Source organism: Bacillus sp. 7894-2 (assembly GCF_002272225.1).
Taxonomy (GTDB): Bacteria; Bacillota; Bacilli; order Bacillales; family Cytobacillaceae; genus Cytobacillus.
In genome coordinates, this window is the sequence record NZ_NPDG01000123.1 from 16,761 (window position 1) to 35,604 (window position 18,844).

Annotated in this window: 22 protein-coding genes and 2 riboswitches; of the genes, 11 read left to right on the plus strand and 11 right to left on the minus strand. The window is 42.4% G+C overall.

The window, feature by feature from the left end:
- Positions 1-40: 40 nt before the first annotated feature.
- The 3 genes from CHI10_RS17480 (at position 41) to CHI10_RS17490 (ending at position 2,278) form a co-directional block, all read left to right on the plus strand.
- A complete protein-coding gene (locus CHI10_RS17480) occupies positions 41-1,036 on the plus strand; it encodes a hypothetical protein (RefSeq protein WP_095245490.1) in 996 nt (331 codons plus the stop codon).
- Between the two features lie 319 nt (positions 1,037-1,355).
- Positions 1,356-1,481: an FbpB family small basic protein gene (locus CHI10_RS17485; protein ID WP_076258308.1), complete on the plus strand. Its 126-nt coding sequence runs from the start codon at positions 1,356-1,358 to the stop codon at positions 1,479-1,481.
- A gap of 14 nt (positions 1,482-1,495) precedes the next feature.
- Positions 1,496-2,278 (plus strand): TerC family protein, encoded by a 783-nt coding sequence (locus tag CHI10_RS17490; RefSeq protein WP_095245491.1) that lies wholly within the window; start codon positions 1,496-1,498, stop codon positions 2,276-2,278.
- Between the two features lie 49 nt (positions 2,279-2,327).
- Here CHI10_RS17490 and CHI10_RS17495 read toward each other — a convergent pair whose 3' ends face one another.
- Positions 2,328-2,876, minus strand: coding sequence for a GNAT family N-acetyltransferase (locus CHI10_RS17495; RefSeq protein ID WP_095245492.1), 549 nt, complete (start codon positions 2,874-2,876; stop codon positions 2,328-2,330).
- Between the two features lie 142 nt (positions 2,877-3,018).
- Between CHI10_RS17495 and CHI10_RS22465 the strand changes: the two genes are divergently transcribed.
- Positions 3,019-3,156, plus strand: a complete 138-nt coding sequence (locus tag CHI10_RS22465; RefSeq protein ID WP_179289075.1) for a hypothetical protein — start codon at positions 3,019-3,021, stop codon at positions 3,154-3,156.
- Between the two features lie 413 nt (positions 3,157-3,569).
- Positions 3,570-4,418 carry a TVP38/TMEM64 family protein gene (locus CHI10_RS17500; RefSeq protein WP_095245493.1) on the plus strand — a complete coding sequence of 283 codons (849 nt, stop codon included), beginning with the start codon at positions 3,570-3,572 and terminating at the stop codon, positions 4,416-4,418.
- A 57-nt stretch (positions 4,419-4,475) separates the two neighbouring features.
- Here the strand turns inward: CHI10_RS17500 and CHI10_RS17505 are convergent, their stop codons facing one another.
- Positions 4,476-4,847 carry a PaaI family thioesterase gene (locus tag CHI10_RS17505; RefSeq protein ID WP_095245494.1) on the minus strand — a complete coding sequence of 124 codons (372 nt, stop codon included), beginning with the start codon at positions 4,845-4,847 and terminating at the stop codon, positions 4,476-4,478.
- A gap of 161 nt (positions 4,848-5,008) precedes the next feature.
- On the opposite strand from CHI10_RS17505, the gene CHI10_RS17510 reads away from it, so the two are divergent.
- The 4 genes from CHI10_RS17510 (at position 5,009) to tenA (ending at position 8,404) form a co-directional block, all read left to right on the plus strand.
- On the plus strand, positions 5,009-6,118 hold the full coding sequence (locus tag CHI10_RS17510; protein ID WP_095245495.1) for an alpha-hydroxy-acid oxidizing protein: 1,110 nt from the start codon (positions 5,009-5,011) through the stop codon (positions 6,116-6,118).
- Positions 6,119-6,221: 103 nt separating this feature from the next.
- Complete coding sequence (locus CHI10_RS17515; protein ID WP_095245496.1) at positions 6,222-6,605, plus strand: DUF302 domain-containing protein; 384 nt, start codon at positions 6,222-6,224, stop codon at positions 6,603-6,605.
- 69 nt (positions 6,606-6,674) lie between these two features.
- Positions 6,675-6,790, plus strand: a riboswitch (TPP riboswitch).
- Positions 6,791-6,904: 114 nt separating this feature from the next.
- Positions 6,905-7,393: an energy coupling factor transporter S component ThiW gene (gene thiW / locus CHI10_RS17520; RefSeq protein ID WP_095245497.1), complete on the plus strand. Its 489-nt coding sequence runs from the start codon at positions 6,905-6,907 to the stop codon at positions 7,391-7,393.
- Positions 7,394-7,552: 159 nt separating this feature from the next.
- Positions 7,553-7,654, plus strand: a riboswitch (TPP riboswitch).
- A gap of 60 nt (positions 7,655-7,714) precedes the next feature.
- Positions 7,715-8,404 carry a thiaminase II gene (gene tenA / locus CHI10_RS17525; protein ID WP_095245498.1) on the plus strand — a complete coding sequence of 230 codons (690 nt, stop codon included), beginning with the start codon at positions 7,715-7,717 and terminating at the stop codon, positions 8,402-8,404.
- Between the two features lie 120 nt (positions 8,405-8,524).
- Here the strand turns inward: tenA and CHI10_RS17530 are convergent, their stop codons facing one another.
- Positions 8,525-9,202, minus strand: a complete 678-nt coding sequence (locus CHI10_RS17530; RefSeq protein ID WP_286137456.1) for a DUF1287 domain-containing protein — start codon at positions 9,200-9,202, stop codon at positions 8,525-8,527.
- Between the two features lie 132 nt (positions 9,203-9,334).
- Here CHI10_RS17530 and CHI10_RS17535 point away from each other — a divergent pair, with 132 nt between their 5' ends.
- Together CHI10_RS17535 and CHI10_RS17540 are read left to right on the plus strand one after the other, a co-directional pair.
- Entirely contained in the window at positions 9,335-10,168 is an 834-nt protein-coding gene (locus CHI10_RS17535) for a TIM barrel protein (protein WP_095245499.1), read from the plus strand.
- Positions 10,169-10,290: 122 nt separating this feature from the next.
- Positions 10,291-11,127 (plus strand): DUF6843 domain-containing protein, encoded by an 837-nt coding sequence (locus tag CHI10_RS17540; RefSeq protein ID WP_095245500.1) that lies wholly within the window; start codon positions 10,291-10,293, stop codon positions 11,125-11,127.
- Positions 11,128-11,183: 56 nt separating this feature from the next.
- Here CHI10_RS17540 and CHI10_RS17545 read toward each other — a convergent pair whose 3' ends face one another.
- The 8 genes from CHI10_RS17545 to CHI10_RS17580 form a co-directional block, all read right to left on the minus strand.
- Positions 11,184-12,329: an MGDG synthase family glycosyltransferase gene (locus CHI10_RS17545; protein ID WP_095245501.1), complete on the minus strand. Its 1,146-nt coding sequence runs from the start codon at positions 12,327-12,329 to the stop codon at positions 11,184-11,186.
- A 16-nt stretch (positions 12,330-12,345) separates the two neighbouring features.
- Entirely contained in the window at positions 12,346-12,933 is a 588-nt protein-coding gene (locus CHI10_RS17550; RefSeq protein WP_095245502.1) for a DedA family protein, read from the minus strand.
- Complete coding sequence (locus CHI10_RS17555) at positions 12,930-13,637, minus strand: polysaccharide deacetylase family protein (protein WP_095245503.1); 708 nt, start codon at positions 13,635-13,637, stop codon at positions 12,930-12,932. Before CHI10_RS17555 ends, CHI10_RS17550 begins: the two co-directional genes overlap by 4 nt.
- A 273-nt stretch (positions 13,638-13,910) precedes the next feature.
- Positions 13,911-14,732 (minus strand): manganese catalase, encoded by an 822-nt coding sequence (locus tag CHI10_RS17560; RefSeq protein ID WP_095245504.1) that lies wholly within the window; start codon positions 14,730-14,732, stop codon positions 13,911-13,913.
- 123 nt (positions 14,733-14,855) lie between these two features.
- On the minus strand, positions 14,856-15,863 hold the full coding sequence (locus tag CHI10_RS17565) for a FecCD family ABC transporter permease (protein WP_095245505.1): 1,008 nt from the start codon (positions 15,861-15,863) through the stop codon (positions 14,856-14,858).
- Complete coding sequence (locus CHI10_RS17570) at positions 15,860-16,870, minus strand: FecCD family ABC transporter permease (protein WP_095245506.1); 1,011 nt, start codon at positions 16,868-16,870, stop codon at positions 15,860-15,862. The genes CHI10_RS17565 and CHI10_RS17570 overlap by 4 nt, the downstream gene beginning before the upstream one ends.
- A gap of 99 nt (positions 16,871-16,969) precedes the next feature.
- On the minus strand, positions 16,970-17,896 hold the full coding sequence (locus CHI10_RS17575; protein ID WP_095245507.1) for an iron-hydroxamate ABC transporter substrate-binding protein: 927 nt from the start codon (positions 17,894-17,896) through the stop codon (positions 16,970-16,972).
- Positions 17,847-18,692, minus strand: a complete 846-nt coding sequence (locus CHI10_RS17580; protein WP_095245508.1) for an ABC transporter ATP-binding protein — start codon at positions 18,690-18,692, stop codon at positions 17,847-17,849. The genes CHI10_RS17575 and CHI10_RS17580 overlap by 50 nt, the downstream gene beginning before the upstream one ends.
- Positions 18,693-18,844: the final 152 nt, after the last annotated feature.

The following is an 18,844-nucleotide window of genomic DNA, read 5'->3' on the forward strand; positions in this document are numbered from 1 at the left end:
TTAAATAATTTTAAATGCCATCAAGGAGGCATAACAAACCATGAAAAAAATATTTCAGTTATTATTAATAATAGGCTTAGTCATGACACCTTTTTTTACAAGCGCACATGTGAAATGGTTCACGAATGTGGCGCCTCAAAAGGAAACCATTGAAAATATATTTTCACCGTTATTTATGGGACTGGCCCTGGCGGCTGCGATTGTCCTTGGGCTATTGACATTGATTATCCCAAAGACTTCACAATGGGCCAAAGTCAAAAAGCTTGATGACTGGCTCTCAGGATTCCGCAAATACAGCAGATATATCCTGAAGTATGGAACTGCTGCGGCGTTAATAATCCAGGTAACGAACGGAACATTGTTTGCGCCTGAATTTCATTTAACAAGCACGATTGCTATGATATTAACGTGGGCTGCGATTGGCTTTCTGCTAATTCCTCATCATATTTCAACAAAGGCCGGGGCCGTTATTTTACTGGGGCTGTTTGTGTACGTTACCATGCAGAATGGCATTTTCCATATGCTTGATTATGGATATTATGTTGCCATTATTGGAGTCCTGATGGTCGGCAGCACGAAGCTCGAGAAGGTTGGATTTCCATTCTTATATTTGGGCACAGGTTTATCTTTATGCTGGGTGGCTGTCGAAAAATGGGTATATCCAAGCATGTCACTGGATATTGTGGCCAATCATGGAGTCCCTACATTCGGATTTGCACCTGCTGCATTCGTTGTTATGGCTGCATTCATTGAATTTGTGGTCGGTTACCTTCTTGTAGTAGGGATTCTTAACCGTGTAGTTGGCTTCGTCGTGACAGTTATTTTCATCACTACCACAATGCTGTTTGGCATGACAGAAGTGATCGGGCATTTTATGATTCATATTGTGCTGATTATTTTCATCATTGAAGGGGTGTCTTTCTATAACCCGCCGATCAAGCTGCACAAAACTAAGGCGGATCAATTTGTGTTTGTATTCCTGAACTTTATTTTCGTCCTTGCGACATTCATTTTAATTTATTACCGATTTGCATAAGCATTGACATTTTGATGAAAATAGAATATGATTTATTTAAATAGTTGAATAGTTTCTCCTAAAGGGGAGTAGCTTTTACAGCAGAGTCGTCATTTCGGAGTTAAGAGCTCCCGGCTTTGTTGGCAACCTTAACGTTGTTAGCAAGACCTTTGCCTGTTTCGGGTAAAGGTCTTTTTGTTTTTAAAACCTTTACCGCTTGCTGGTAGAGGTTTTTTTATTGCCTGATATAGCTTGGCAATGAAAATCCTCAATCGACATAACTGCAGGGAAACAGTGCGAAGCTTTCAATACTTAATTAATAGAAGGAAAGGAGACCAACATGAAAAAAGCTAAGATATCGTTTGCTGAATTAATTAAGAAAAACAAAGAAGAGCTGCTGAGAGATCAAGCAATGCTTGAGAAAATTGAAAAGCGTTTAGACGAAAAATACACAAAGGTGAAATAAGGGAGGGTGCTTAGATGGAATTATCACTAATACTTGAGTATGGATGGGTGCTGCTGCTGCTTGTGGCGCTGGAGGGTTTATTGGCTGCTGATAACGCGCTGGTCCTGGCGATTATGGTTAAGCATCTTCCGGAGGAGCAGAGGAAGAAGGCTTTATTCTACGGGTTGGCTGGAGCGTTTGTTTTCCGCTTTGGATCGTTATTTGCAATTTCTTATTTAGTTGACGTATGGCAGGTTCAAGCGATCGGAGCACTGTATCTTCTGTTCATCGCGGCCAATCATATATTAAGAAAGTTTCTTGTGAAAAAAGGCGAGGAAGAAGCAGAGATTACAAAATCAAAAAAGAAATCAGGCTTTTGGCTTACGGTTTTTAAAGTAGAGCTTGCTGATATTGCTTTCGCTGTAGACTCTATTCTGGCAGCAGTCGCCTTGGCTGTGGCTCTTCCGGATTCAGGACTTGGCCATGTAGGCGGACTTGACGGCGGAAAGTTCTTTGTCATCTTTGCAGGCGGTATGATCGGATTGATCATTATGCGTTTTGCTGCTAACCTATTTGTGGATCTGCTTCACAGGAGACCTGGACTTGAGGTTGCAGCATTTGGTATTGTCGGCTGGGTTGGTGTCAAACTGGCTGTCTACACAATGTCCCATCCGGCGCTGGCGATCCTGCCTGAAGGATTTGCCAAGTCGACGGAATGGAAAGCTACTTTCTACGTAGTCTTAATTGGAATAGCATTAGCTGGATGGTTTCTTTCCAAGGAAGTACAGGAAGTGCCAGCAGAGGAAAAAGCAAGCTGATCAAGCAGGGCGGAGGTTATCCGCCCTGTTTTTTAATGAGCACTTTCAATCAAACGTTTGATTGAATACCCATGAGCCCGGAGCTAGCTTGCCATTCTTCTTTCAGGATGCCCATTTCTATTAAGCTCCAATAATCATTTTTAACTTTATTGGTCTGCCTGAGAAGCCCTTCTTTTTGGAAACCTGCTTGCTTGTAGATCTTAATAGCAGGCAAATTAAAATCGAAAACTCCGAGACTGATTCTATTTAATTTCAGCTTCTGGAAGGCTAAGTTCAGGATTTGATGAATCATTTCTGAAGCATACCCTTTCCCCCGTGCTTCAGGGCGGATGAAAACTTTGCCAACCCTCGCAGTTTCGTTGACACGGTCTACTCTGCCTAGGGAAATATGACCGACGATTTCATCGTTTGCCATAACTTTGAATATATAATCCGAGCTGGTATCCAGATTCGCAGAGCTTATATACTTAGCAAGCTGCACATGATCAAGCGGGAATTCGAAATGAGCACCGCTCCACTGAATCATTAATTCCGGTGTGCTGATCCAGCTGATGAGCAAATCGAAGTCTTCTTCTGTAAAAGGCTCTAATTTTACCATGGGAATCTCCTTATATTTATCATCTAATTGTTCTTTTTTTATCTATTTTACAGAGTTCAGGAAAAATCCTTCTAAGTTATGCGTGAAATAAAAGTAATGAGTACATATTAATTTAAAGAACCATAAGGAAGGAGCGAATGAGTTGTCTAGAAAAGATGAGCAAAAAAAGAAACAGACACAAGGTCCAAAAGAGGAGAGGGAGCTTGTCAATGAGTTTGGAAAATATAAGGGGGATCAGCCGGTTCCGCAGCCTAAGGATTATGATGAGATAGAGTATTAGAAAAAGCAGGATAATCCCTGCTTTTTTTCTAAGGTAAGAAAGTATAAAATTTTGAACGTCGATAATTGTCTTATCTCCAGAGCCTACCCCCTCGAGGTCACAAGCCGATCCTCCCAAAAAGGCAAAGGACGCCTTTCCGTAAGGCTCGTCTTGTGCTTGAGGCCCGCAGGACAAGGAAGGCCTCGTCAGCATAAACATCGCACGACCGAAAGCGATAGCTTTTGGGAGGATGCGGGTCATGCAGACGTTGCCACAGGACGTGGCGATCTTAGTCTGCGTTCCTTCATGAACAAGGCGCTTGCGCTTTTCTTAACTAAGTCTCTGGCCTTAGATTATTTTAATGCTGAGGGAGCTTAATCCTTCTTGTATTTCTTTTTAAACTATAGGTAAGAAAAGCAAGAAGGGGAAAATGTATGAATGAAAAATTGGAAGTTAGTTTGCATGGGCTTATCATTTTAATATCATTGTATATATTGTTTAATTTTATGCCGACACTTTTGCCTGCTTATAAATGGGTTAATATTACAGGCATGGCTGCCATATTAGTGATGGATGTTTACTTTATTTCTGCAGGCAGGTTATCCCGGTTGAAATACAGCAGACTGGCACTGATTTATATGTTCAGTCTGCTGTTAATCGTTTTTATTACCTTTTATTTAACCAAGATACTCGTTCTTACTGATGCCTATGGGCTCGAGAGTATACTGAGGGAATATGAAGCGGAAGGAAAGCTCATATTTTTCCTGGTTTGCTTTTTACAGCCCATCCTTTTGCCGCTTCCTGAAGCCGTCACACTGCCTGCAGGAAGTGCTGTTTTCGGTCCTGCTGCCGCTGCCTTTCTTGGATTCACAGGTACACTTTTGGGGATTATTGTTATGTTCTGGACTGCAAGGATAGGGGGATTAAAGCTTGTATCGAGGTTTATAAAGGAGCGGCATCTGGACAAATACCAAAAATACATGGAGAGAAATGAAAACTCCATACTAGTACTGCTGTTTGTTATTCCGTTATTGCCGGATGAGATCATTTGTGTTGGGGCAGGAATGGGTGGTGTTTCATTTAAAAAGTTCCTGGGGATTGCTTCTATATCCAAAATAGCAACTTCCTTGCTGCTGGCTTACTCTCTTTCATTCGCCAATGCACTATCTTTATCTGGCTTACAGCTTTTATTGGTAGTTTCAATGGCGATAGGAGTATTTTACAGTGTTTTTCACTTTTATAAAAGAAGAAAAGAAGCTATTAGGATTTTCCGTAAGCTCTAAATGGTTCCTCCTATCGCTGTCAGAGAAACTATTCAGGCAACGATAGGATTAAACACTCTAAATAGATGCGAAAATTCCGGATGCTTTGGCAACCACCTGATTCTGATCGTTATAAATCAGGCAATCTGTGTGGCTGAGTGTCCGTCCTCTTTTAACAAGGTGAGCATCGGCAACTAGATATTCCCCTGTCGCCCCCTTTAAGAAACTGACCTTCAAGTCAGCGGTCACCACAGACTGCTTCTGATTTTCATCTGGCTCGAAAATATTCCCCATTGCTACATCCGCAAGAGTGGAAATGATCCCTCCATGCACCAGTCCGGCGCTGTTAATAAAGAGCGGCTGGATGGGCAAAGTGACTTTCATTTTGCTATCACTGATTCTTTCGTAATGGAATTTCAGAAATTCATCAAAAGGCTGTTTGATTAGCATATGCTACACTCCAATTTCTTTAAGTTAAAATGGTTATTCCCGATTTTTTGTGAAATCCCTGCTAATTTGCAGAGAAGAGGCCCCAAAATTGTTATATAGTTTCTTAAAATCTAAAAAAGTGATATTATTTTCAATAAATTCAAAAAAAGGCGGGCTGGGTGATGGCAAAAGTAGAGAATATTAGTTTCGCAGAAAACTTTCCTATTTCATTTAAGGAACTGGAAGAAGAAGCAGAGAAAGTAATGGGAGCAGGCGGATTTGGCTATGTTCAATCAGGAGCCGGCGGGGAAGAAACGCTGAAAAAGAATATCGAATCCTTTGCAAAATACTCAATAGTACCGAGGATGCTGAGAGATGTTTCAGTGCCGGATATAAGTGTGAAATTATTTGGAAAAACATATCCTTACCCGGTTTTCCTGGCACCGATTGGGATGCAGCGGCTTGAACATAATGAGGGAGAGCTGGCGTCTGCACGGGCAGCAGCTTCGTTTGGAGTTCCTTTTATCCAGAGCACAGTATCCGGTTATTCCATTGAAGAAATCGCAAAGGCAACAGGCTCGAGTCCAAAATGGTTCCAATTATATTGGTCCAATTATGAAGAAGCATCTTTCAGTATGGTTCGCCGTGCGGAGGAAGCGGGGTATGAGGCAATTGTGTTAACGGTTGATACGGTGATGATGGGATGGAGGGAAGCCGATTTAAGAAACAATTTTTCCCCGTTAAAGCTTGGCTATGGTAAAGCAAACTATGAAAGCGATCCAGTCTTTATGGCTTCTCTCCAGGACGGTGATGTCGTACAGGGAATCCTTGATAATATTCATCATCCAACATTAAGCTGGGAACATATTGCCAGATTAAAAGAGAAAACCAGCCTGCCCATTTTATTAAAGGGCATTCTCCACCCTGAGGATGCCAGATTGGCAGTTGAAAGAGGGATAGACGGAATCATTGTCTCCAATCATGGCGGCAGACAGCTTGATGGAGTGATTGCGGCGATTGATGCGCTTGAACCGATTGCGAAGGAAGTTAAAGGAAGGATTCCAGTATTGTTTGACAGCGGCATTCGCCGAGGCTCAGATGTGGTTAAAGCTCTGGCACTGGGAGCTGACGCCGTTTGTCTGGGGCGGCCGTATGTGTACGGCTTGGCCATTGGCGGGCAGGAAGGAGTTGAAAAAGTGCTTGCCAACTTTATAGAAGAAACAAAAGTGTCCCTCTCTCTTGCGGGGGTGGGGAGTTTAAAGGATATTGCTGGTCTGCGGTTAATTCGATAAAACTTTCTTAAAAAAATCCTGGGTTGTTGACAGTTGAGACTGTGTTTAATGGTATACCTGTAGGGGTACATAATTAATATGCCATACTAAAGGAGATGCAGTCATGTTCGATTACACAGCTGAAACCGAAAAATCAATTGAAGATGCGATATCCTCACTGGAAGGAAGTCTGAAGGACGAAAAGTTCGGAGTTCTATGGCAGTTTAATGTTCAGGAGAAGCTGCAGGAAAAAGGCTTGGAATATAACGAGGCATTCCATGTGTTAGAGGTATGTAATCCGAATGAAGCACATCGCGTTTTAACACAGAATAAAATGGCCGGCTACTTCCTGCCTTGTAAAATTGTCGTCTATGAAGACAAGGGCAAAACGAAAATTGGGATACCTAAGCCGACAAGTATGATTGAGCTAATCAATGACGAATCTGTTCAAATCTTCGCTGCAGAAATTGAAGAGCGCTTAATCCAGTGCATCAAAAAAAGTATATAATCTAAAAGAATGATGACAGTGCGGGAATAATTTGTTAAGCTTGAAACAGCTTATCAAATTAAATATCTATGTAACTACTAGGGGTGCCCCGAATGTGCGGGCTGAGAGGAAAGCGCTTATAGCTTTCCGACTCTTATGGACCTGATCTGGTTAATGCCAGCGGAGGGAAGTAGGATTTGACAGTATGTCGATTCATATACTTAAACCAAGCCGGGTCCTTTGTGGGGATCCGGCTTTTTTGTATACATACTTCTCATCCAGATAAGCAATCAGGCTGCCCTTTTAGAAAGGAGGTTTAGATGAACAGAACCCGATTGTTGACTACGATGGCACTATTTACGGCGATTGGGACACTGGGATCCCATTTGCTCTGGTTTCCATCAGGTATAGCCAAGGCCTATCCGATTCAGCATGCGGTAAATGTATTGGCAGCGGTGACTCTTGGACCCCTGCCGGCAGCTGCCGTTGCTTTTATGATTGCTTTGCTGCGTAATATGCTTGGATTCGGGACGCTGCTTGCGTTTCCGGGCGGAATGATCGGTGCGTTTTTGGCTGGTGTCCTTTATTTGAAATTCGGCCGGAAAATATGGGCTGCCGCTGGCGAGGTTTTGGGCACCGGTATAATCGGAGCATTGTTTGCTGTTCCGTACGCAAAATTTCTCATGGGCAGTGCAAATGGTGCATTCTTCTTTGTGCCGCCGTTTCTGGTCAGCAGCATTGCCGGTGCGGCAATAGGCTGGTTGGTGTTAGCGAAGGTTAAAGAGAAGAATTTGGTTCAGAATATGTGATGATTTTGGGCTGGAGAAGTAAGATAGGTTAGCAGAGTAAGGGAGAGCAGCATAACAATCAGGCTTTATGAGCGATTTTCAAAAGTTATGGGCGAAATCCAAAATTTATGAGAGAAAAACACCAAGTTAGAAAATCGGTAAAAAACAATTAGAATGTTAGAAAACTGCTAGGGGCGCTACGGCTGAGATAAGGAGCTTTTCCTTGGTCCCTTGGAACCTGATCTGGATAATGCCAGCGCAGGGAAGCAGTGAGGACCTCATTTTATATCCTCATGCTTTTTCCCCGGCAGCTTCTGTATTTAATTAAGGAGGCTATTTTTTATGACTTTTTCAGAAATTCTGCGCAAGGAAAATGAAGATTTATTTCAGCTGATATTTGAGCATCCATTTGTCCAGGGGATCGGGAGAGGGGATGTGCCGAAAGAGGCGCTTGCTCATTACATTAAAGCGGACTTTGAGTATTTGAATGCGTTCATGCATATTTATGGGATTGCGATTTCAAAGTCAGCTGAGCGTAAGGATATTGCATACTTTAACCAGCAAATAGAATTTGTATTGAACAGCGAAGTACACCCCCACCATAATTTTTGCCAGCAGATTGGGGTGGATTACGAAGCATTGCAGGGATATCCGCTTCCGCCGACAGCCGATCATTATGTAAAGCATATGATGTATCATGCCCACACAGGCGGCATGGGTGAAATCCTCGCTGCATTATTGCCTTGTCCATGGACATATTGGGAGATTGGGCTTGAGCTCATGAAGCAATATGTTCCAGATGAGAACCATCCGTTTTATCCGTGGATCTCTTTTTATGCAAATCTAAGGGTCGAAGCTGTGACCATGAATATGAGAAACCGTTTGGATGAGCTTGCTGAAGCGGCATCACCGGAGGAAAGGCAGCGAATGAAGGATGCTTTCCGAAAGAGCTGCCAGCTGGAGCTTGGTTTCTGGGAGATGGCTTATACCTGCGAAGAGTGGCCGGCGGGCAATCCGGCAGCAGTCAGATAAAAAAGCGTAAGCGGCTCGCTCACCCCCGACACCTTGAGGGGCAGGCTGCTTGCGCTAGAGAGTTATCGAAGTTCAAAATTTTATACTTTCTTATTTAATAAGAAAAATGCCTGCATCTGCTTATGGCAGTGCAGGCGTTTTTTCAAAATCCCATCTGTAGTGAGCGGTAATGGGAGTCTTAAAAGAAGATAGTTTTACTTCTGCTGCAAATGGGGTGGAGTTATGTATTACGTATGGAATGCCTTCTTTAGTCCGTTTGTCAGATATGAAAGCCACATGGTCGAATTTAGGAGAAAGGAAAACCACAATATCACCCGGCTGCCATTGCTGAAGGTTCTTAACATCTCCTGGAATCAGCTCTGTTGTTAATGACTTTGCGAACCGGCTAAAAAAGATATTCTGGTTTGGCACCCTTCTGAAATCAATGTTCGGATCAGGCTTGCCCTGGACTCTTGAATACAAGTCCGTATTTTCGGCGATATCCTGATCAATAAGATCCTTTATGGTTACATCAGCCCCCTGGAATCCTCTCCAAATCACGTCTGTACAGACACCTTCGTCATCGGGCGGATAGCCTCCCGCATAGTAGGCACTTTTATATGGCGTGCGCTGTTCTACTTCTTTTCTGGCTGTCAGGACCATATCAATCGGATCAGCAATGCCGTTCTGGTTTGAATCGGCCTGTGAGTAATCAGAGGGCACCTCCAGCTTCTTTGCAAAAGGATTTCCGAAATGAATGCCGATGGAATCCAGAATGATACCACTCCGAAAAAAAGAATGAATAATAACACTACTCAAATTATTGAAGTAAATACCTTTTTAACCATAAGTACACCTCACCTATTTTACTGAATAGACGGTATTATTTCCCAATAAGTTACATGAAGGTGTGATAAGATTGTTATAACCATTCATAAGAGAGGGGATATAATGGTTCATAAAATAGGGGTATCAGGAAGCGTCATTTTGTCAGACAGCAAGCTGTTTCATAAACTTTTTAAACGTTATTTGCCGCATATTGAGATAGGGGAATTTCAAGATGAGGAATCCTTTCAATGCTTTATTGAATTGCTGGGCAAAACAAACAAAAGCTTTGGTCTTCATTCGCCTCTTTTCCGGGGACAAAGCAAATACGATCTTCTGGAAAAGGTCAGTATGAATCCAGAGGAAGCCTGGATCCAGTTTGAGGAGGAAGTGGAAAGAATGTCCCGGCTTGGTGCTGAATACATATTGGTGCACTTTCCTTATTTTAAAAAGGAAGCAAGTGGGAATCCGGCAGAGATCATTGAGGAGGGACTCAAGAAACTCAGTGCTCTTCAGAAAAAATATGGGATTATGATCGTGTGTGAACCAAAATTAGGATTCAGGCAATCGCCAGCAGGAATCGATTATCTTGACAGTTTTCCTGTAGAGACATGGAAGAAATATGGCCTCAGCCTCTGTGTTGATATCGGAGATTATATATTAGCCACGGACGACAGGGCCATAAATTATATAGGAAAATGGGCCGAGTTTGTGAGAGTTGTTCATTTACATAATGTTGAATACCAGGGAGACAAATATATCTGGGTCCCTGTGCATCCATCTCATGAGAATGATGGCCGTCATCATAAAATAAAGAAACTGATGGATTTTCTGGCAAAGAAATGTGAGGATGTGTTTTTTGTCATGGAATATACACCACACACGAACCCTTCGGAAAAAATGGCAGAAGAAGGAGTTGAATGGGCAATAGAAGTCATTGAGGCCGGTTCTGTCAGGTAAGGGAGCAGGCCTCCCCACATTCCTTCTGCGCAAATTTATATAGGGAGTATGGGAATTGCCTTGTTTGTATGCTAGCATATATGTGAAAATAATCACAATGTAAGAGGAGGGAATTTAGTTCAATGCTGGGATCAAAAATAAAAACGGCTCTGCAGGCTTCCATTCTTTTTACCTTTAGATTTTGGCTTCTCTTTTTCTTTTCAGAAGGGGAACTGTTTTCTTTTTTCCTGATCGTGGTTTTTTTGTACTGTTTATTCGGAAATGTTATATACGGCATTCCGGTTTCATTGCTTTCTGAGTTTCTAACCAGAAATCTGGCAATATGGCGATTCCCGGCATCTGCACTTTTTCATACCTTTTTAGCTGCTGTGACTTATTTTATTATGAAAGGGTTTGCTTATTATGCAGTAATTGCAGCGGTTCTTTTCTTTCTAGTTGACGAGTGGCGAAAGTGGGACCGTGAGATGCCAGGAGGCAGGAGAATTACCTTAAATACAGCCGGTTTTCTCATCGCTTGCCTGCTGCCGGCAGGGTTCTTTTGGATGCTGCAGCAAGCAGATCTGGAAGAAAAAACACATGACCTTTATCTGATTCCAAAAGAGTATGCTGGTCAGGTGAGGATTGTTCATGAAATAGAGAATGCTCCTGCGCCTGAGACAGAAGGGGAGTATGATGTATTTCGGGTGAATGACAGGGGATATGCCATTACCTCTTTACCCCAGAGTGAAGGGTATATTGAAGACTTGTACTATTATGTGGATGACAAGGGAAAGCGTGAACCTATACCGGACAGCTGTATTTCACATGGCGGAGCAGGTGGTGTACAGGGAGATGGATATGACTATTCGTATACCTATTTTTCAGTTGGCTGTGAGGAAGAGATAGCTGATCAGGGCAATGGCCCAGGTATTGAGGATATTCTTTATGAAGAAGGATTGATCAATCAAACGTTTGATTGAAAATGTAAGACAGCCTGGGATTCCAGGCTGTTTATATATGTTAATGACCTGAAGGTTTACTTGATAGTTGGAACGGCTCTCAGGGAATGAACAGTGTCCGGCGTTCTTCTGCCAGTGCTTTTAATTGAAATGAAGATGGCATAGTCCAATGGGCAAGTGATTTTTTCCAGATAAGAATCAATGTGTTTTCTTAGACTAAGTATAGCTTCTTCGTTATTAAGCTGTTCAGTAATTTGCCTGTCGTAAATGACAGTCACCAGATTTTTTTCAAGCAAATAGTCCAAATTGATTTCCTCTTGTCCCGGAAGTGAGGTATGGACCAGAATCGGAAGTTTCTTTTTCAGTGCTTCACTAATTGTAACTCCGCCTGGTTTGGTCAAAATAGCATCCGCTTTATTATACAGCTGGTTCATTTCATTTGGGTTTTCAATATATCCAATGGGCTCGATCTGCTTTGAATCAAGTGCTTTGAGTGAGCTATACAATTCCTCGTTATTTCCGCACAGGATCAGAAATCGAATATGCGGAACCTTTTGTATAGATTCGATAAAGTTACAGTTTACTAAGCCGCTGTTTCCTCCTGCAACCAGGATATGGCGTATCCGGTCATCTTTCTTAAACGGAACCGGGAGGTGATAGGCAGAATGAACCGGAATGCCCGTAACAAAAATATGATCATCCGGAATATGGTGTTTTTTTATAAGCTTTTCCTTTGCCTCATTATGAGGAACGAAATGAAAGTCAATTCCCCGTTTTCCCCATATATCATTTATAAAAAAATCCGTATAAACATTCACCGCAGTTATGTCCCGGTATCGTCCCTTTTGCTTTAGTGAACTGATGATCCCGGATGGAAAAGAATGAGTGCAAAATATTAAATCAGGATTTTCTTCATCAAGAAACTTCTGCATTTTTCTTTCAAAATAATAGGATAGAACCTGTAAATCAGGCTGCAATTTAAAGGGATGCTGTTTATACATAATGGTGTAATATAAGGCCCTGTAAAGGAAAGGGGCACCAAGGAATCCTTTTAAATATATGCCTGAGACCAGCTTTTCGAGCTTATCACTGCAATAGGAAAGAAAATCGACTGTTTTGATTTCCGCATCAGGATATTGGCTCTCAATATGGTCCTGAAGTGTTTTGGCAACTTTTGAGTGTCCCGTGGGGAATTGAAATAATGGGAGCAGGAGAACTTTCATAATACCCTCCTTTCTGTCACTTGAGTTTGTTTTTGGCATACTTAAAGAGCATGTAGATTACGAATACAGCTAATAATAAAACCCCTAGGTATGGCACGTATTCAGGTTTAATATCAAAAAAGCTTCCTGCAAAGTATCCCGCAGCAATTATAGGGAGAACCCAGCTCAAGGAGCCTGCCGCAGAAAATAGAAGATACTGATGAAAAGGAACATTTGAAATACCGGCAAAGTAAGGGCTAATCTGACGTATTCCCGGCATATAAAAACCCGCAAATATCATAAAGCGATGATTTTCCATGTATTTTTTCTGTGCGGTATTCCATCTTTTTTCTGTGATCCCAATATATCTTCCATATTTTTTGAGAAAGGGAGTACCTGCTTTTTTACCGATCCAATAGGCTGAAAGCATTCCGAGCAGCACACCTGCTTCAGCGCACACTGCAGATTCGGCAAAGCTTAATCTGTGATTTCCAATTAGCACGCCAATCAGAAATAGTAGCGATTCTTCCGGAGCGGGAATGCCGACTATCCCGAAAAATAAAAATAAAAAGATGATCCAATACCCGTATGACGAAATAAATTCTATAATTGTTTCAGTACTCATGACCGATGCCCCTGATATTCTTCTTTTAAAGAAATAAACCGTATTCCTTTTAGTGCTGCCTGCTGCAAATACTCGTCCAGATGGCTAATCATATGTTCAGGTGCACTGGAGTCGGCGCCATGAGTTTCACCGCTGTCGTGGAGAAGAAAAATACGGCCAGGCACGGTTTCTTTTGCCAGCGACTCGGAAAGGGTGTTCCTTATATGCTTGATCTTCCAATCTTTGAAAATCCCCGACCACATAATAATCTTATAATTCCTTGCGATCCAAAGTGTGAATAAATTGAAGTGGCCCCATGGCGGACGGTAGAAATAGACGTCTTCATTAATTGTTTCTTCAATAATTTGTTTTGTTTGCTCCAGCTGTTTTTTTAATGATCCCGGTGAAAGGATCCAGCTTGAGATATGCTGGTAATGATGGATGCCAATTGTATGCCCTTCCTCCTGCATTCTTTTTAGCAGCAGTGGATGCTTGGCTGCTTTTTCCCCGACAACAAAAAAGGCTGCCTTTGCATCATGCTTTTTTAAGACATCCAGGAGCCTCGCAGTATACTGGGGATCAGGACCATCATCGAATGTTAAAGCAATGGAATTTGGTTTCGTTATACCTTTTACAATTCCCCAATTCAGCAATCGTATGAGCACAGTGGGCAGAACTGCGTAAATGATAAATATAATAAACACTGCGGTAAAAAAATAAATCATGCAAACTAGATCCTTTCCAGCGGGTGAATCACTTATTTTCATTCCCTTTTAATAGTGAGGATAACCTTAATGTTCAGAGTGAATGTAAGGAAAATAAAATTTAGATTTATTATTCCATTCATGATTTAAGGTGAGATGGTTTTATCATATAAAAAATCTGAAGGAAGTCAATGGAGAGCATAGATATTAAAGAGGAAAACCGGTAAAATTCAATCAAACGTTTGATTGAAAGAATAAAACAGGCTGAATGCATCAGCCTGTTTTGAATGTATTTTAATCCATTGGCAATGTGTTATGAAGATTTGGAGGTGCAGGCTTAAGCATTGGCTTGTCTCCTTCCGGCTTCGGATTGCTTACATATTTGTATTCTCCCTGGCCATCAAGTGCAGGGCCCTGTGCCCATCTGCCAGTACTGCTTTCTTCGCCTGCTGACAGGTTGTAGAGTGTGTAAGAGATATCTGTGCGTTCATTTTCCCGCGGGAAGGTGCTCGGGACAAGAAGGCCTTCTTTTTCCTCAAGCTCAGCTATTGCTGCAGCCCATTGGTTTTGGTGGTAGGCGTCTCTGGCAATCAGGACGGAAAGCAGATCTTTAATGCCCTTATCATCTGTCATTTCATAGAGGCGTGCAGCCTGCACCCGGCCCTGCGACTCTGCATTTAAGTTTGAACGGAAATCTGCTAATAAGTTTCCGCTGGCTGTAATATAAGTACCCATCCAAGGGTTCCCTACACTGTCAGTCGGACGGGCACCAAGTCCGGAGACAATGGCATGCTGGGGATTCATTCCTCCCATGATTGCGCCAACGACTGGATCCTTCGCTGCTTCTTCCTGCTGATTAATTGGGGCATCGTCCATCAGTCTGGCAACCATTGTCGCGAGCATTTCCACATGTCCAATTTCCTCAGTTCCAATATCGAGGAGAAGATCACGATATTTTTCATTTCCGCGAGTGGCCCAGCCCTGAAACATGTATTGCATGGCAACGGTCATTTCACCATATTGCCCGCCAATCAGTTCTTGCAGCTTTTTCGCAAAAACGGGATCCGGACGTTCCGGCTTTGCTTCAAATTGCAATTCCTTTACATGAAAAAACATCTAAATTCCTCCAATTCTATTAAACTGTTAAATAACGAGACTATATATATTTGCCCAGGAATTTCAGAAAAAAACATAAATAATGAAAAAAATGACGTGCAGCCCGGCACGTCATTTCTTATTTTATTTCTTTAATAATAGATACATAAAATATGGAGCTCCGATAATCGCAACCATTATTCCGGCTGGCAGGCCATCAGGATCTGCCAGGTTCCGGCCGAGCGTGTCGGCAAATAATAGAAGCCAGCCTCCTAAAAGAATAGCGATCGGAATGAAAAGCTGATTACGAGGTCCGACAAGCGCTTTAGCCATGTGCGGAGCAATTAAGCCAATAAAGGCAATTCCGCCGGTTACAGACACAGCTGAAGCTGCCAATGCAACGGCTGTAAGCAGAAGAATGATTCTTTCTTTTTCAATGGATACTCCTATACCGATGGCGACAGGTTCACTTAAGCTTAATAGATTCAAACGATTTGCCTTATATAAAGTAAATGGAATAAGCACCAGCAGCCAGGGGAGGAGTGCCCAGATGAAAGGCCAATCCGTTCCCCAGATATTCCCTGATAGCCATTTTGCTATGAAATCAACTTTCTCTCTTTCAGCTGAGGAAATCAGGACAATCATTACACCTGATAACGCCATGGAAAACCCGACTCCGACAAGAACCATTTTTACTGGCTGAAGCCCCTCGTCTTTTTTATAGGAAAAAGCATAGATGAGGATAGCGGTAAGCAAAGCGCCGAAAAATGCGCATAACGGCAGCATGTAAATGAAAGTGCCTGCTTCAATAGGGACGAACAGAAAGAAAACGGCGATCGCAACCCCTGCACCTGAATTTATGCCGATGATGCCTGGGTCCGCCAGGTCATTGCGTGTAATTCCCTGTAAAATCGCACCGGATAGTGCCAGTGCCATGCCGGCTAACACTGTGATAAATACCCTCGGCAGCCGTATGGAAAATAACACAAACTCCTCTTTAAAAGTTCCCTGTCCCAGGAAGGTCGGGATTAACCGGTCATAGGTAAGGGAGGCATAGCCTAATCCCATTCCTATAACAATGGTAACAATAATAAGTACTGATAAAACTGCCATTAAAATTCGCTGTTTTTTAACTAATTGCGTCTGAATCATGAGAACGCCTTACCCCCTTTATGAACAATGAACAGGAAGAAAGGCAGCCCCATTACGGCAATGATGGCCGCAACAGGAGTTTCGTAAGGAGCATTGATAGTTCTCCCGAGTGTATCGGCAAGAAGCATAAATGATGCTCCTGTGAGAGCTGACATGGGAAGAATAAAACGATAATCTGTTCCGACTAAAGCACGGACGATATGAGGCACCATCAATCCGATAAATGCCATATTGCCGACCAGTGCAACAGCTGCCCCTGCAAGCATGGTGACTAAGATAAACAGGATGACTTTAATCTGAGTTGTATTTTGTCCCAAGCCTACAGCCACTTCTTCATTTAAGCTTAGTATCGTAAGCTGCTTGGACAGAAAAAGGGATACGAGTATGCCTGCTGAGATAACCGGGACAATTATTTGCAGCTGGGTCCAGGATGTGCCGACGAGCCCGCCTGCTGTCCACAGGCTGACATCTTTTGAAATCTTAAAATAGATGCCAGTCCCTTCAGCTATTGCAAAAAGGAAGGCAGAAACCGCGGCTCCGGCTAAAACGATTCGAATCGGAGAAAAGCCTCCTTTTTTCATGGCGCCAATGCCGAAAACCATCCCTGCACCGATAGCCGCACCGATGAAACAGGCGACCAGAATTCCAATGTAGTTTGCTGAAGGGATAAGAACAAGCGTTATGGCAAGTGCAGCATTTGCTCCGGCCGTCAATCCGAGAAGGCCTGGATCAGCAAGAGGATTTCTTGTCATTCCCTGCATGATGGCGCCAGAGATGCTAAGTGCTGCTCCGACAAAAATGGCCGCAATTTCTCGGGGCAGACGTATTTCACGAATGATGGAGATTTTTTCTCCGGAAGCATTGGAGGTTAGTGCAAGCCAAACGTCTCTGACCGTAACATCGGCTGCCCCAAACACACAGGCAGCTACAAACATGCCGGCAAAAAGGATGAAGCCTGCTGCAAGTTTATATATAAATGGAATGAAGGGTTGAGCTTCTTTAGTCATTATACTTCCATCTTTCTTCGGGTTTATTTTGCCATTGGGGAACTGTCTTTTTAAATAGGAAAGAGGAATTCCTAAAAATTAAGAATCCCTCCTGCCGTATTAGTTGCCTAAAAATGATTCTTTAAAGAACTCCAGCTGCGCATCAAGTGTGATTGGATCACTGAAGGAAGCGCCATTGCCTTCCATTTCAAAGACACGATTATTTTTCACAGCAGGAATATTTTTGTACGTATCGGTTTCCTGGAATGAATGATCTGCATCAGAGTATTTGCTAATAACAATATAATCTCCTGCATATTCCGGAAGCACTTCAGCTGAAATGGCATAGTAGCCATCTTTTAAGGCCATTTCCTTAACCTTTTCAGGCATTTTTAAGTCCATTGCCTGATAGAGGATTTCAGTTCCGCGAGCCCAGTTATCGCCAAAAACATAAAGCTGTTTGTCAAAGATTTCAAATACAGAAACGGTTGCATCTTCGCCAATTTTTGCACGAATGTCTTCCCCGGCTGCTTCAGCGCGCTGTTTGAAGTCAGCTACCCATTTCTTTGCTTCTTCTTCTTTATTAAGCAGCTTGCCGATTTCCTCATGCTGAGAAAGGTAATCTAATTTACCCCATGTATACGTTACAGTTGGTGCAATTTCCTTAAGTTTATCGTAGTTTTTAACAGTAGATAAGGCAATAATCAAGTCTGGTTCCAGTTCAATTATTTTTTCAAGGTTATCTTCAGATACTTCTTCAGCATCCTTCAATTGTTCTTCAAAACGAGGATTATTTTTAGACCATGTATCCACTCCAACGATATTTACGCCTAATTGCATAACATTTCCTGTGAAGCCTGAAAGGAGGACAACTCTCTTAGGATCAGCTGGAACCTCAACCGGTCCAGTTTCAGATTCATAAGTGATCGTACCGGATTTTTTATCTTCCTTTGGTTCAGACGAGCTTGTATCTTTTTCTTCTGTATTGCCGCAGGCGCTAATTAGCAGAAGCAGCAAGATCGTAAATGGGATCAAAAGTTTCTTCATGTTGATTTTCTCCTTTTAGTAAATTATAAGTTATACACATTGGTTTGTTTGTGCGGGGATCGCGTCCAATGACTGCATCAATATTGAACACCTTCCTTAAAACATCCTGTGTAATGACTTCTTCATAGCTTCCTGATTTAACAATCTCACCATCTTTTAGTGCGACGATATGATCGGCAAAACGGGCTGCCTGGTTTAAATCATGGAGGACCATTACGATGGTGCGCTCCTGTTCCTCGTTCAGCTTTTGAAGAAGTTCGAGAACTTCAAGCTGATGTGCCATATCTAAATAGGTGGTTGGTTCATCAAGGAAAATGATATCGGTTTCCTGTGCAAGTGCCATGGCGATCCACACTCTCTGGCGCTGGCCGCCTGACAGAGCGTCAACAGGGCGGAATTTAAATTCTTTGGTGCCTGTCACTTCAAGAGCCCAGTCGATGACTTCATAATCCTTTTTCGTCAATCTTCCGAATCCCTTTTGATAAGGGAAGCGTCCATATGAGACGAGCTCGCCTACTGTTAAACCGCTTGCACTTTCAGGTGTTTGAGGCAGGATTGCCATCTTCCTGGCAAGGATTTTCGTATTTTCCTTTGAAATGTTCTCCCCATCTAAGATGACAGTGCCTGATTGATGGGAAATGATCCTGGTAATGGCTTTTAAAAGGGTTGATTTCCCACAGCCATTTGGACCAATAATTGTTGTGATTTTCTTATCGGGAATCTGGACGCTGAGATCTTTTACAATTAGTCGTTCGCTATACCCAATGTTCAAGCCATCTGTATATAGACGGACCATTATGTAACCTCCGTTTATGTGAGAATATATTTTAAATAAGTGATAATGATTATCAGTGTCGGTTCTATTTTACTATAAGTCTATCTGTTTTTTCTGTCAATAGAATATATAGGAAAACACCAAAGAAAAAAATTCATTGTAAAAGAAGAAGA